Source organism: Pseudarthrobacter sp. RHLT1-30-1 (genome assembly GCF_059383415.1).
The window spans coordinates 375,621-389,586 of the sequence record NZ_JBWZCG010000001.1 but is presented as its reverse complement, the minus strand read 5'-3'; the positions used below and the strand labels follow the sequence as shown (position 1 = coordinate 389,586).

The window sequence follows — 13,966 nt, the reverse complement described above, 5'->3', positions numbered from 1 at the left end:
GTCAACTTCCGCACGGACAAGCCCCAAAGTGGGCCATCTGAACCTTCGCGGAACGCCCGGGGAATGGCCCCGCGGACGATGCAGCAGAACGGCGTTTTTGCGCGGCTGAGCTCCGGCGCCGCCCTGGCTTTCTTCCCGCATCGCGGAGGCAGCGCGGGCTGGGATAAACTTGAAGCCTTGGGTGTACCGTCGGCTGCCGCCGCCGCGTATTGGCAAGCACGCCCAGCAGTTCCGCAGAACCCCAGCAGAACCACCAGCGATCCCACCGGGCCAGCCTGATTACCGCCGGTCCGGGACCGCAACCATCCAAAGCCGCAGCGAAAGTAGCACCGTGTCCCAAGAAGTCCTTAGCCCCGCCCGAGTCCAGGAGATTCACAAGCAGGCGGCCCGGCGTCGGACATTCGCGGTCATTTCACACCCCGACGCCGGCAAGTCAACGCTCACCGAGGCACTCGCGCTGCACGCGAAGGTGATCGGCACTGCCGGTGCCTCCAGTGGCAAATCCAACCGCAAGGAGACGGTCTCGGACTGGATGCAGATGGAGAAAGACCGCGGCATCTCGATCAGCTCCGCGGCCCTGCAGTTTTCCTACCGGGACACTGTGATCAACCTGCTGGACACCCCCGGCCACGCGGACTTCTCCGAGGACACCTACCGTGTGCTGGCCGCCGTTGACTGCGCCGTAATGCTGGTGGACGCCGCCAAGGGCCTGGAAACCCAGACCATGAAGCTCTTCGAGGTCTGCAAGCAGCGCAACCTGCCGATCATCACCGTGATCAACAAGTGGGACCGGCCGGGCCTGGACGCGCTGGCCCTGATGGACGAGATCACCGAACGCACCGGACTCCAGCCAATGCCGCTGACCTGGGCGGTGGGGATCTCCGGTGACTTCCGCGGGGTCTGGGACCTGCGCAATGACCGTTTCGCCCAGTTCCAGCGCAACAACGCCGGCGCCAAGATCGCCCTCACCGAGTACTTCACCCCCGAGCAGGCCGCGGCAAGCCAGGGCGACGACTGGTCCAACGCCGTCGATGAGGCCGGACTGGTCATCGAGTCCAACCTTGAGTTCGACGTCGATGCCTTCCACGCCGGCAAGGCCACGCCGATCCTCTTCAGCTCCGCCGCGCTGAACTTCGGTGTGAAGGAGATCCTCGACGCCCTCGTGGACTTCGCCCCGCCGGCCGCCCCGCGGCCCGACGTCGACGGCGACGCGCGCCCCGTCGATGCCCCCTTCTCGGGCTTCGTGTTCAAGGTCCAGGCCGGCATGAACAAGGCCCACCGGGACCACGTCGCGTTCATCCGGGTCTGTTCCGGCATCTTCGAGCGCGGCATGGTGGTGACGCAGGGCCGGACCGGCAAGTCGTTCGCCACCAAGTACGCCCAGCAGGTCTTCGGCCGGGAACGCGAGGTCATTGACGAAGCCTTCCCCGGTGACGTTGTGGGCCTGGTGAACGCGTCCTCGCTGCGGGTCGGCGACAGCCTCTTCCTCGAGCAGCCGGTGGAGTTCCCCGCCATCCCGCTCTTCGCGCCGGAGCACTTCCAGGTGGCCCGCTCCAAGGACCCGAGCCGTTTCAAGCAGTTCCGCCGCGGCATCGAACAGCTGGAGCACGAGGGAGTCATCCAGGTGCTCCGCTCGGACATCCGCGGCGACCAGGCCCCGGTGCTGGCCGCCGTCGGCCCCATGCAGTTCGAAGTGGTGGAGGACCGCATGGCGCACGATTTCAGCGCACCGATGCGGCTGGAGCGCCTGCCCTATTCCATCGCCCGGATTTCGACGGCGGACGCCATGCCGGCGCTGGCCACCGTCCCCGGAGCCGAGGTGCTGCTGCGCTCCGACGGCGAATACCTCGCCTTGTTCAACGACGTCTGGGCCCTGCGCCGGATCGAGAAGAACCACCCGGACCTGACCCTGCTGCCGATCGGCACGCACAATCCGGCGAAGTAGCGCCCCGCGGTCCTGGGCCGGGCAGAAACAACTGCGCCGCCGGTCGTCCGGAAACCCGTTCCCGCGGTATCATAAGTAACCTTGCTACTTTGCTGGCGCCGTGATTTTTCGGCTTTCTGGACTGATCCGCCCGATTCTATTGGCGGGCCCCGCACCTGAGGGACAACGAACACGCTTGACTGACTACAACAGAAAACCCGGCATGGAAGCAGGCTTCCTGCTGAGCGGGCGCTACCGGATCGAATGCCTGATTGGCCGGGGCAGCCAGTCCACCGTGTACCGCGCCCATGACGAACTCCTGCAGCGCCAGGTGGCCATCAAGCTGTTCCGGGCCGACGCTGACGACCTTGAACACACCCGCCGGCAGGGGCAGGAAATCCGCATCCTCGCCGGGATGAGCCACCATTCCCTCGTGACCCTGTTCGACGCCGGCGCTGACCTGAGCGACCCGGCCGCGCCCCTGAGCTACCTCGTGATGGAACTGGTCCGCGGGCCGGACCTGCGCAGCCGGGCCGCCGAGGGCCCGCTGTCTGCCGCGCACATGGCGGTGATCGGCCACGACCTGGCGGATGGACTCTCCAACATCCACCACTATGGCATCGTGCACCGCGACGTGAAGCCCGCCAACATCCTGCTGGTGGACTACAGCAACGACGACCGGCGCCCGCGGGCGAAACTCAGCGACTTCGGCGTGGCCATCATGACGGGCCACGGCCCGGTGGCGGACGACGGCGGAACCTCCGGAACCCCCGCGTACCTGAGCCCGGAGCAGGCTGCCGGCGAGCCCGCCGGGCCGCTGAGTGACGTGTATTCCCTGGGCCTGGTGCTGCTCGAAGGACTGACCGGGAAGATGGCCTACCCCGGTGCGCCTGTCCAGTCCGCCGTCGCGCGGCTGCTCCACGATCCGGACATCCCCGAAGAGCTCGCCCCGATGTGGACCTCGCTGCTGACGTCCATGCTTGCCCGCGACCCGGCAGATCGCCCGGCAGCCCGTGAAGTCTCGCTGGCCCTGCGCCAGGAAGTCATCAACGGCGCTGCCCGGCACCGCCGGGACCAGGCTGCGAGCACCGTGGCTGAGGAAGGCCGGATGCGTGCGGTGGACCGCTACCGGATCCTCGACACGCCTGCGGACGGCGCCTTCGACCGGATCGCGGGCCTCGCGGCCCGGATGTTCTCGGTGCCGGTGGCGATCGTCAGCGTGGTGGATCATGACCGGATCTGGTTCAAAGCCCATCACGGCACCGGGGTCAGCGAGATCGGCCGCGATCCGGGACTGTGCGCCTCCGCGATCCTGCAGGACGACGTCTGGGTTGTTGAGGACGCCACAAAGGATCCCCGCACCCTTGCCAACCCGCTGGTGGCGGGCGAGTTCGGCCTGCAGTTCTACGCCGGGGTCCCGCTGCGCACCCCGGACGGCTACAACCTGGGCACGTTCTGCATTCTGGACCGGGAGCCGCGGGAGTTCAGCGCCGAGGACACCCGGACGCTGCAGGACCTGGCCGCGATCGTGATGAACGACCTGGAGCTGCGGCTGCAGAGCCGGGAAGCGATCGCCGGTTAGCCGGAGTCGACGGCGGGGACGCCGGCTGCGCTTCGCGCGCCGGCCGTGTTTAACGCCGGCTCTGCTTAACGCCTGCTCTGTTTAACGCCTGCTCTGTTTAACACCTGCTCTGTTTAACACCTGCTCTGTTTAACGCCGGCCGTGTTTAACGCCGGCCGGCGTGGAGCGCCAGTTCAAGTTCGAACCTGGCCTGGGGGTCCTCCAGCGCGTCGCCGAACAGTTCGCGCAGCTGCGCCGCCCGGTAACCCACGGTCTGCGGGTGGATTCCGAGCTCGGCCGCGACTGGGGCGCGCTGGCCCCAGTTCCGCAGCCACGACAGCAGTGTTTCCGCCAGCCGCTCGCGCTGGGCCGGCCGGAGCCCTTCCAGCGGCGCCAGGCGGCGGCTGGCCAGTTCCGCGATAGCGACAGGCTCCGCCCCGAGGATCACCTCGGCCAGGTGCTCGTCGGCCCAGATCGGCGGGTCCTCAGGACCTTCCCGGGGTGGCAGCGCCGAGGCCGCGAGCACTGCCAGACGCAGTGAATCGGGGACCTTTCCCCAGTCACCGGCCGGTCCCACGGCCGCCCCGCGGCCGCGCAGCGCCTTTTCCAGTTCCGCCCGTGCGGTCTTGCCCCTCCGCGCCGGAACCAGGGCCACGGCATCGGTCTCACGCTCGATGACCAGCGTCCCTGGCCCCAGCCGGAGCCGCAGCCCCGCGGACCGGTCGATCGGCAGGGTCACCACCACCATCCGCTGCGGCAGGGCCCAGTCAGCCATCGCCGCCGTCTGGCGCAGGGCCGCCTCATCCGCCTGCCCCAGCAGCAGCAGGTCAAGCAGTTCGGTGCGCCGCCGGTCCACCGCGCCGGCCCGTTCCGACTGTTCGAAGGCATACGCCTCGGCGCTGACGGCGGACAGTTCGTCGATGTACGCCAGAATCGATTCGCCCAGGTCCACCACCACGCTCTGGCCCAGATGGTGTTCCACGGACACCCTGGACATCTCGCGGAAGGTGACACGGGCGCCCATCCGGTAGGCACTCAGCAGCGCATCCATGCTCCGGCCCTGCCGGAACTCGCCGCTACCCAGCCCGGCCACAAGTTGCCTGCTCTCCTCCGACAGGGCGGGCAGCCGGGTTCCGGGCAGCTGCAGGAAGCGGTCCAGTGCGGCCGCCACGCCGCGGCGCAGCCCCCGCCCGAAGCGGCCCTCGATCGGGCGGGCGTAGGCCGGCACAAGCTGCGGCACGGCGTCGATGATCGCCTCGACAATGCCGGGCATCATCGGCCGGAGCATGTCGCTGACCTCACGCGGCAGGGCCAGCCACGGAGGGTCGTGGGCGGGGGAGGCGGAAGGGCTGGCGGGCGAGGCGTTCATGTCGGCTTCCATTAAGTTGTTGCGGGGAGACAGTTTCTTTGAGTCGATCGTATGCCTTGAATGAAGAAGTATGACCCAATCTGACATACGCTTGATAAATGATCCGGCTCCGTAAGCTGGCGCGCGCCGCATCTGTACTGACCACCCCACTGGCTCCAGAAGACATTCTGTCGCTGTTCAATCCTGTGTTTTCCGCCCGCCAGTTGCGCGGCGTGGTTACCCGGGTGGTTCCAGAAACGGCCGATTCCGCCACCATTTTCTTCCGTCCTGGCCGCGGCTGGCAAGCACACCTTGCCGGCCAGTGGGCCCGTATCGGCGTCGAACTCGACGGCGTCCGCCACTGGCGGTCGTACTCGCTCAGCGCGCCCGCCGGCGAAGACCCGGCCATCACCGTCAGTGACATGGGTGCTGTCTCGGGGACTCTCGTGCGCAACACGAAGCCCGGCGACGTGCTCTTCCTGGCGCCGCCGCAGGGCGACTTCGTCCTCCCGGAGCACCCGCGGCCCCTGCTGATGCTCACCGCCGGCAGCGGGATCACCCCGGTGATGTCGATGATCCGCACGCTTGTCCCGCACCGCCCGGACTCCGACGTCGTCCTCATCCACACCGCCCGGACCCCGGATAACGCCATCTTCCTCGAGGAACTGGCGGAACTGGCGGACCAGTTTCCCAACTTCCGGGTTATCCACTGGTTCACCGGCGAACGCGGCCGGCTGGACTTCAGCTCCGTTGCCGCGCTGGAACAGCTTTGCCCCGACTGGCGCGAGCGCGCCGCCTACGCCTGCGGCCCGGAGAGCTTCCTGGACGACGCCGAGGCGCTGTGGGCGGCGGAGACCGAAACCGCCGGACCCGCCGCGGACTCGACCCTCACCATCGAGCGCTTCAGCACCAAGCTGGCCGGCGGCGCAGGGCACGACGGCGGCCTGGTCAGCTTTGAGGCCTCGGACCGCGAGGTCGAAGCCGACGGCGACACTTCGCTGCTCGACGTGGGCGAGGACGCCGGCGTGCTGATGCCCAGCGGCTGCCGGATGGGCATCTGCCACAGTTGCCTAACCCCACTCCGGGCCGGACAGGTTCGTGACCTGCGCACGGACGAAGTCCATGGCGAGCCCGGTCAACTAATCCAAACGTGTGTCTCGGCAGCCGCCGGACCCGTAAACCTCGACATCTGAGGAGTACCAGAGCATGACGATTGTTTCCGACAAGCCAGACGTTTCCGACGAAGGCGCTACGGCCGCAGCATCCGGCGCCGTTTCAGCCAAGGCGCCCGCTCCCGTAAAGACGCGGCCGGGCGCACTCGCCGAATTCGGCAGCCCGACGCTGCGTCCGCCATCGGCCGCGCACCTCTCCGACGAGCAGGTCGCCGAACTGGGCCGCGAACTCGACGCCATCAAGGACGATATCCTCGCCAAGCGCGGCGCGTCCGATGCTGCCTACATCCGCCGGATGATCAAGATCCAGCGCGGACTGGAGATCTCAGGCCGTGCCACCCTGCTGGTCAGCAAGCACAAGGCTGCCTGGGTTGCCGGCACCGCGCTGCTCAGTTTTGCCAAGATCCTGGAGAACATGGAGCTTGGGCACAACATCCTGCACGGCCAGTGGGACTGGATGCGGGACCCGGACATCCACTCCACCACCTGGGAGTGGGACTTCGTCACCCCTTCGCGCGCCTGGCAGCACACCCACAACGACCTGCACCACCGCTGGACCAACGTCATCGGCAAGGACAACGACGTCGGGTACAACCTGCTGCGGATGGACCCGGACCAGGAGTGGAAGCCCTTCAACCTGGGCAACCCGCTCTACAACGCGCTGCTGGCCCCGGTCTTCGAATGGGGCATCGCGATCTACGACCTCGAGCTGGAGGACTTCAAGCAGGGCAAGAAGTCCAAGGAGGCCCTGGTCAAGGACCTCAAGGCCCTGGGCCGCAAGGCCCTCACACAGTTCACCAAGGACTACGCCGCCACTCCCGCCGTCGCCATGCTGACCGGTTCCGGCAAGCAGGCACTGTACGGCACCCTGACCGCCAACGCGGTCCGCAACGTCTGGGCCCACGCGGTGATTTTCTGCGGGCACTTCCCCGACGGCACGGACACCTTCACCGAGGAAATGGTCGAAGGCGAGACCCGTGGCGACTGGTACGTCCGGCAGATGATTGGCTCCGCCAACATCTCCGGGTCCAAATTCATGCACCTGATGACGGGCAATCTCTCGCACCAGATCGAGCACCACCTCTTCCCGGACATTCCGTCCAACCGCTACGCCGAGGTGGCGCCCAAGGTGCAGGAAATCTGCAAGCGCTACGGCCTGACCTACACCACCGGCCCGATCTGGAAGCAGGTCGGCTCCACCTGGGCCAAGGTCTTCAGGCTCGCGCTGCCGCCCAAAAAGGCCTAGACGCCGGGCTCAAACCGGTCTGACTGATTGACGCAGGGGCGTCTGCCAGGGGGCAGGCGCCCCTTTTGTATGCCCGGGCTGGATTGCGCGCCCGGGCTCAGGGCTTGCGGGCCACCCCGAGAACGTGGGCCAGCCGCGGGTTGCCGGGGAGCACCGAAAAACCGAAGCGCTCCAGGGCCTGCACCGTGAGGCCCGCCCGGGCGACCATGGCGGTGGTGTTCCGGTTCGGGTGGCATCCGCCTGCCAGCCGGCTCCACAACGGCGTGACCAGGTCTTCGGCCAGGCCGAGCACGGGGTGTGCCGAGCGGACGTGCTCGTAGAACAGCAGCTGGCCGCCCGGCCGCAGGACCCGGACCACCTCCGCCAGCGCAACGGACTGGTCCGCCACGCTGCACAGGACCAGGCTGGAAACGACGACGTCCACCGAGCCGTCCGCGACCGGCAGCGATTCCGCCACGCCGTCCTCTACGGTGACCGGCACCGGCGCCTGCCTGGCGGCGGCAAGCGCGAGCTCCCGAAGTGTGGGGTCCGGCTCGAGGGCAAGCACACCCGTCACCGCGGTCGGATAATGCGCGAAGCTGGCCCCGTAGCCCGCTCCGATCTCGACGACGACGCCGTGCGCCGCTGCCACGAGGCGCCGGCGGTGCTCCGCTGCCCCGCGGGCGTCCATCCGCGGCCCCACCCGTGCGAACGATTTCCCGAACGAGGGAGGGCGGGGAGTGTCCTCCGGCATGGGTTCCTTCCGCCCGTCCACGTGGGGGGACATCATTTGACCTCGATCACGCTCATCATCCCGAGGTCCTCGTGATCCAGGATGTGGCAGTGGTAGACCGAACGGCCACTGAAGTCGCGGAATGCGATCCTGACCGTGACGCGCCCGTTGGCCCGCACGTTCACCACGTCCCGCAGGACCACGGAACTGACGGCCTGGCCGTTGTCGTCGATGAGCTGCATCGGCCACACGTGCAGGTGGAAGGGGTGGTCCATCGGGCTGGTGTTGACCAATGTCCATTCCTCCACGGTGCCGGCTGCGACGGTGGTGTCGGTGCGGGTTTCGTCGTATTCGCGGCCGTTGATGGTGAACCGCATCATGCCGCCCATTCCGCCGCCCATCCCTCCGGACCCCGCGCCCGCTGCCAGGACGATCTGCCGGCGTGCGGCGACGGCGGCAGTGCGGAGGTCCTCGGGGACGGGCCGGGACGGAACGCCCCCGGGCGGAATGGCGGATTCGCCGTCGACCCGCAGCACCGCCAGGGCTGCCGACCCGCTGGCGGAGGCCGGTCCCCGCCCCATCATTCCGGGCATGCCGCCGCGGTCATAAGGGAAGGCCCGCAACACCGATTCGTTGGCCGCGGCGGTCATCAGCAGGTCCGCCCGGTTGCCCGGCGCGAGCAGGAGCTCGTCCACGGCTTGGGGATCGGCCGACTGCCCGGAATCCATGCCGAGCAGCTGCAGCCGCTGGCCATCCAGCCGGAGCCGGAGGTAGCGGGCCACGCAGGTGTTGATGATCCGCCACCGTTCCCGTTCCCCGGGGCGGGCCGTCAGAAGGGGGCTGTCCTGCCCGTTCAGCAGCAGCAGGTCACCTTCCCGGCCGGCCATCCGCTCCATTGGCGACACGGCGGAGATGTTGCCCCTGCGGTCCAGAGTGGTGTCCGAAACCAGCAGCACCCGTTCGGTGCTTACCGGGATGGCTTCGGGGTCTTCCACGATGAGCGCCCCGAACAGTCCGGCGAAAATCTGCCCTGCGACCAGGCCGTGGTGATGCGGGTGGTACCAGTAAACGCCCGGCGGGTGGTTGGACGGCAGCTTGTAGCTGTAGTCGTAGCCGGTGCCGGGCAGGACTGCGAGGAACACATTGTCGCCGTTGCCTTCCGGGGTCACGTGCAGGCCGTGGACGTGCAGGTTCGTGACTTCGGCGAGGTGGTTCTCTAGCCTGATGGCGAGCTCATCGCCCGGCCGCAGGCGGAGGGTTGGGCCCGGGAGGGTCCCGTTGTAACAGAGCGGGTTGGCCCGCCGGCCGCCGAGTTCCACGGGTGCGCGTGCGGCGTCGAGGGTGACCTGCAGCCTGCCGTCCGTGCTGCGAAGCTCGGCCGGGCTGCGCAGATCCTGGCCTGCCGCCGGGTTGCGCTGCCCGGGACCGCGTCCGGGATCCAACCCGGCACCTGCGCCGCCGGTCCGGTCCGTGGAAGCCAAGGCCCACCACAGCCCGGCGCCGCCCGCCACCGTGGCCGCCGTGCCCAGGCCGCCCAGGAGCAGCGCGTCGCGGCGGCTGACCGGCCGCATCAGGTCCCCTCGCCGAGGACTTTCAGGTTCTCGCGGTACTGGTCCGCGCTGAGTTCGCCCCTCGCGAAGCGCTCATCCAGGATCAGCCGGGCCTGGCTTTTTCCGCCCGGGAATCCGGGGCCGCCAGGGGGAGCCCCCGGCTGGCCATAGGGCGGCGCGCCATAGCCGCCGGCCCGTCCGGATTGGGCGGGACCGCGGCTGGCCCCGCCGGTGACCAGCCGGACCGCGAGCAGTACCAGGACCGCGATTCCGACCAGCAGCAGCAAACCCCAGAGCCACATCCAGCCGAAGCCGTCTCCGTAGCGTCCCATCATGGCAGATCTCCTCCGTGGGCGACCGTTCTGGTCCCATCATCCGCCGAAAGCCGGGGCGGTGCTAGAGTCCTAAGTCGCCTTTTGAGGCGTGAAACCGAGCTCAGCCGATCAGCAGGTCCCGCGAAGCCAAGCTCAGCCGATCAGCAGGTCCAGGGCCTCGGTCAGGTGTCCGATTTCCCGCACGGAGAAGCCCGCGGGCACCGGCCCCGGGCCGTTCGGGCTGGCGGGCACCACGGCGTGGGTGAATCCCAGCCGGTGCGCTTCGTGGATCCGCTGGTTGATGCCGGGCACCGGGCGGACCTCGCCGGCCAGGCCGACTTCGCCGAAAGCGATGAGCCGCTGCGGCAGGGGTTTCCTGGCCTTCGCCGATGCCACGGCCAGCGCGACGGCGAGGTCCGTGGCGGGCTCGCTGAGTTTCACGCCGCCCACCGTTGCCACGTAGGAATCGTCCTTGTTCAGCAGGCAGCCGGCCCGCTGCTGCAGCACGGCCAGCAGCATTGCCACCCGGGAACTGTCCAGTCCGCTGGTGGCCCGGCGGGGCTGCGCGTTGGCGCTTTCGGCCAGCAGCGACTGCACCTCCGCCAGCAGCGGCCGGCGCCCCTCGAGGGTGACCGTGATGCAGGTTCCGGACACCGGTTCCTTGGTCCGGGAAACGAACAAACCGCTCGGATCGGCCAGGCCCACGATGCCGTCCTCGTTCAGGTCGAAGCAGCCGACGTCGTCGGTGGGGCCGTAGCGGTTCTTCACCGCCCGCAGCAGCCGCAGCCGGGAGTGGCGCTCGCCCTCGAACTGGCACACCACGTCCACGAGGTGCTCAAGCAGCCGTGGCCCGGCGATGGAACCGTCCTTGGTTACATGCCCCACCAGCAGGGTGGTCATATTGCGGCGTTTGGCCGCGGCGATCAGGGAAGCTGCGACCTCGCGGACCTGCGAGACGCCGCCGGCGCTGCCCTCGACGTCGGCGCTGCTCAGCGTCTGCACGGAGTCCACGATCAGCAGGCGCGGCTCAAGCTTCTCCACCTGGCCCAGGGCCTGGCCGAGGTCTGTTTCGGCGGAGAGGTACAGCGATTCGGCGACGGCGTCGATCCGGTCGGCGCGGAGCTTGACCTGGGCGGCGGATTCCTCGCCGGTGATGTAGAGGACGTCCTGCGCGGTGCGGGCAAACTTGGCGGCAACGTCCAGCAGGAGGGTCGATTTGCCGACGCCGGGTTCCCCCGCCAGCAGGATCACGGCGCCGGGAACCAGCCCGCCGCCGAGCACCCGGTCCAGTTCGTCCACGCCGGTCGGCAGGAAGGCCGCGGACGTCGCATCCACCTCCGAGATCCGGCGGGCTGGCTCCAGCACCGCGGAAGCCGCCGTCGTGCGCGCCACGGCGCCGCCGGTTTCCTCCACGCTTCCCCAGGCCTGGCACTCGCCGCAGCGGCCCACCCACTTGGCCGTGGTCCAGCCGCACTCGGCGCATTTGTAGCCCGGCGCCTTGGAGGTCCGGGAAGTCTTGGTAGCCATCGCTCCACCCTATCCGCGCCCGGCGACTACAAAAGTGACAACCACGCTCCCGCCCCACGGCATCTACAGCGGCGGCAGGATGTCCCGGGCTTCCCGGGAATCGACCCCGGCCGCCTCGAGCAGGTCCACGATCAGCGGACGGAACAGCATAACCACGGTCTCGCCCTCAAGCCGCTGCACGTCCAGCAGCCGCGGATGCAGCCGGCCGGCGACTTCCCGCAGCTCCGCCCGCGCCGTCCTCATGTGCGTGCGGCGGACGCCGTCGTGCACCTCTGCCAGGCCCAGCGAGAGCTCGTCAACGGCGTCGGCCGTGTCCTGCAGGACGTCGGCGATGTTCTGCGTGGCGTCGTCGGACAGCGCCGCATGGTTGATGGCGCTGGTCAGCCGGCGGGCAAAGACGCGGCTGTTGCGCAGCGCGAGATCGATGTAGTCCAGCGACTGCGCCATCTGGTCCAGCTCGTCCCGGTGCCGGCGGTAGGCGGGCGCCAGGGTCGCCACCTCCCCGGAACTTCGGAGGGTCTGCCGCATGGAATCAACGAGCGGCTGGCAGTTCCGCCCACGGATGAGCGCATGCCAGGCCTGGGTCGAGTCGCTGTAGCTCAGCGCGGAGGCGCACTCGCGCAGCACCTCGGCGAATTCGTGCAGCAGCTTCTTGACGTCGTTGCGGGGTTCCCGGCGCGGGTCCTTCGGAACCAGGAACGTCACCAGCAGGGCGAACACGCCGCCCACGACGGCGTCGATGCTGCGGGTGAACGGACCCTCGGCCGGAGCCGGCAGCAGCACCACCAGCAGCGACTGCAGCCCGAGCTGGGTGGTGAAGATCGTGCCGCTGTCCAGGAAGCGCGCCAGCAGGATCGAGAAGAGCAGCACGACGGCGGCCTGCCAGAGCCCGGGGCCCAGCCAGTGCAGCAGCAGGTCGCCCACCACGATGCCGATGGTGCAGCCCAGGCCCACCTCGATCACGCGGCGGAGCCGGGGGTCGCGGGAAAAGCCCAGCGAGATGAGTGAGGAGGTGGCGGCGAAGAGCGGTCCGCTGTGGCCCAGAACGTTCTCGGCGAACGCATAAGCGCCGACTGCGCAGGCGGTCATCTGAACGGCCGGCAGGAGGGAGTTCCGGCTTCGGACCAGTCCGGTGCGGACCCGCCCGCGCAGGAAACGGGCGCTTGCGGAGAGTCCATTAGCGGGGGCCATGCGCACCAGTCTATTTGTTCGGTCTGCCGGTGCTGGACGCGCCACAATCACTACGGACGTGACGCAGGTAACGCAATAGGAACCCGGTGGTTGTAAGCCAATGTCCGCGCGTCGTTAACCGTGCGTTAACCCTGGACGGCAATTCTCTTCATCTGGGGCACCTAAATTCAATAAAGGTACAAACCGTACGCATCCCCTGCCCGGCCCTTCTCCGGCCCGGCACGCATAGAAAATCCCTGGAAGGGGTACATCTAGTGAAGGCACTCCGCTTCGGCCGCCACGCGGCACTCGCTGTTATCGCAGCCGGCGCTCTCGCGCTTACCGCTTGTGGTTCGGACAACGCTACGAACACCGCTCCCGCCAGCACCACCGCGTCGGGCCCCAAGGTCACCGGCACGCTGACGGGTATCGGTGCCTCATCGACCGGCGCAGCGATGGATGCCTGGAAGGCCGGTTTCACGTCCGCGAACCCGGGCGCAACGGTGCAGTACTCCCCGGACGGCTCCGGCGCAGGACGGAAGGCCATCATTGACGGCTCGGCCCAGTTCGCCGGCTCCGATGCCTACCTGAAGGACGAGGAAGTCGTCAGCTCGCAGGCCAAGTGCGGCCCCGACGGTGCCCTCAACATCCCGGTTTACATCTCCCCGATCGCGGTGGCCTTCAACCTGCCCGACATCAAGGAACTGAACCTCGACGCCGTCACCGTTGCCAAGATCTTCCGCGGCGAAATCGCCAAGTGGAACGATCCCGCGATCGCCGCCCTGAACGCGGGCGTCACGCTCCCGGACCTGGCCGTCACCCCGGTCAACCGCTCCGATGACTCCGGCACCACGACCAACTTCACCGAGTACCTGGCCGCTGCAGCGCCCGAGGCATGGACCGACAAGGCCGCCGGCATCTGGCCCGCAACCCTCCAGGGTGAGAACGCCAAGGGCACTTCCGGTGTAGTCAAGACCGTCACCGACACCCCGGGCGCCGTGACCTACGCCGACGACTCCGCCGTCAGCGGGAAGCTCGGCACCGCCCAGATCAAGGTCGGCACCGAATTCGTGAAGATCTCAGCTGAGGCGGCCTCCAAGGCAGTCGAAGCCGGTGCGCCCGTTGAAGGCCGCAAAGCCAACGACGTCGCGATCAAGCTGGACCGCAAGACGACCATGGCCGGCGCCTACCCGGTCGTCCTGGTTTCCTACCACGTCGTCTGCAGCACCTACGACTCCAAAGAAACCGTTGACCTGGTCAAGGCTTTCGAAAACTACGTAGTCTCCGAGGCAGGCCAGAAGACTGCCGCCGATGCTGCCAAGTCGGCCCCGCTGTCCAAGACCCTTCAGGACAAGGCCCTCAAGGCCATCGAGTCCATCAAGGTCAAGGCCTAGGGCTAACGTCCTCAGCAAGGCATAGTGGAAACACCAGCCTGAACCAGG

Annotated in this window: 11 protein-coding genes; 5 read left to right on the top strand and 6 right to left on the bottom strand. The window is 68.2% G+C overall.

Going from position 1 to position 13,966, the window contains the following annotated elements:
- Positions 1-331: 331 nt before the first annotated feature.
- Together AC50YM_RS01860 and AC50YM_RS01855 are read left to right on the top strand one after the other, a co-directional pair.
- The gene (locus AC50YM_RS01860; RefSeq protein ID WP_494955299.1) at positions 332-1,945 is read left to right on the top strand and encodes a peptide chain release factor 3; all 1,614 of its coding nucleotides are present in this window, start codon (positions 332-334) and stop codon (positions 1,943-1,945) included.
- A 202-nt stretch (positions 1,946-2,147) separates the two neighbouring features.
- Positions 2,148-3,506 (top strand): GAF domain-containing serine/threonine-protein kinase, encoded by a 1,359-nt coding sequence (locus AC50YM_RS01855; RefSeq protein ID WP_494955298.1) that lies wholly within the window; start codon positions 2,148-2,150, stop codon positions 3,504-3,506.
- Positions 3,507-3,651: 145 nt separating this feature from the next.
- Here the strand turns inward: AC50YM_RS01855 and AC50YM_RS01850 are convergent, their stop codons facing one another.
- Positions 3,652-4,854, bottom strand: a complete 1,203-nt coding sequence (locus tag AC50YM_RS01850) for a PucR family transcriptional regulator (protein WP_494955297.1) — start codon at positions 4,852-4,854, stop codon at positions 3,652-3,654.
- 98 nt (positions 4,855-4,952) lie between these two features.
- On the opposite strand from AC50YM_RS01850, the gene AC50YM_RS01845 reads away from it, so the two are divergent.
- Both AC50YM_RS01845 and AC50YM_RS01840 read left to right on the top strand, forming a co-directional pair.
- Positions 4,953-6,026 carry a ferredoxin reductase gene (locus tag AC50YM_RS01845; protein ID WP_494955296.1) on the top strand — a complete coding sequence of 358 codons (1,074 nt, stop codon included), beginning with the start codon at positions 4,953-4,955 and terminating at the stop codon, positions 6,024-6,026.
- Between the two features lie 13 nt (positions 6,027-6,039).
- Positions 6,040-7,251, top strand: coding sequence for a fatty acid desaturase family protein (locus AC50YM_RS01840; protein ID WP_494955295.1), 1,212 nt, complete (start codon positions 6,040-6,042; stop codon positions 7,249-7,251).
- 97 nt (positions 7,252-7,348) lie between these two features.
- On the opposite strand, the gene AC50YM_RS01835 is transcribed toward AC50YM_RS01840, so the two are convergent.
- The 5 genes from AC50YM_RS01835 to AC50YM_RS01815 form a co-directional block, all read right to left on the bottom strand.
- Positions 7,349-7,984 (bottom strand): class I SAM-dependent methyltransferase, encoded by a 636-nt coding sequence (locus AC50YM_RS01835; protein ID WP_494955294.1) that lies wholly within the window; start codon positions 7,982-7,984, stop codon positions 7,349-7,351.
- A 32-nt stretch (positions 7,985-8,016) separates the two neighbouring features.
- On the bottom strand, positions 8,017-9,534 hold the full coding sequence (locus AC50YM_RS01830) for a multicopper oxidase family protein (RefSeq protein WP_494955293.1): 1,518 nt from the start codon (positions 9,532-9,534) through the stop codon (positions 8,017-8,019).
- The gene (locus AC50YM_RS01825; protein ID WP_494955292.1) at positions 9,534-9,848 is read right to left on the bottom strand and encodes an SHOCT domain-containing protein; all 315 of its coding nucleotides are present in this window, start codon (positions 9,846-9,848) and stop codon (positions 9,534-9,536) included. Before AC50YM_RS01825 ends, AC50YM_RS01830 begins: the two co-directional genes overlap by 1 nt.
- A gap of 132 nt (positions 9,849-9,980) precedes the next feature.
- Positions 9,981-11,354: a DNA repair protein RadA gene (radA, locus tag AC50YM_RS01820; RefSeq protein ID WP_494955291.1), complete on the bottom strand. Its 1,374-nt coding sequence runs from the start codon at positions 11,352-11,354 to the stop codon at positions 9,981-9,983.
- A 63-nt stretch (positions 11,355-11,417) separates the two neighbouring features.
- Positions 11,418-12,545 carry an FUSC family protein gene (locus tag AC50YM_RS01815; protein WP_494955290.1) on the bottom strand — a complete coding sequence of 376 codons (1,128 nt, stop codon included), beginning with the start codon at positions 12,543-12,545 and terminating at the stop codon, positions 11,418-11,420.
- Between the two features lie 254 nt (positions 12,546-12,799).
- Here AC50YM_RS01815 and pstS point away from each other — a divergent pair, with 254 nt between their 5' ends.
- Positions 12,800-13,918: a phosphate ABC transporter substrate-binding protein PstS gene (pstS, locus tag AC50YM_RS01810; RefSeq protein ID WP_494955289.1), complete on the top strand. Its 1,119-nt coding sequence runs from the start codon at positions 12,800-12,802 to the stop codon at positions 13,916-13,918.
- Positions 13,919-13,966: the final 48 nt, after the last annotated feature.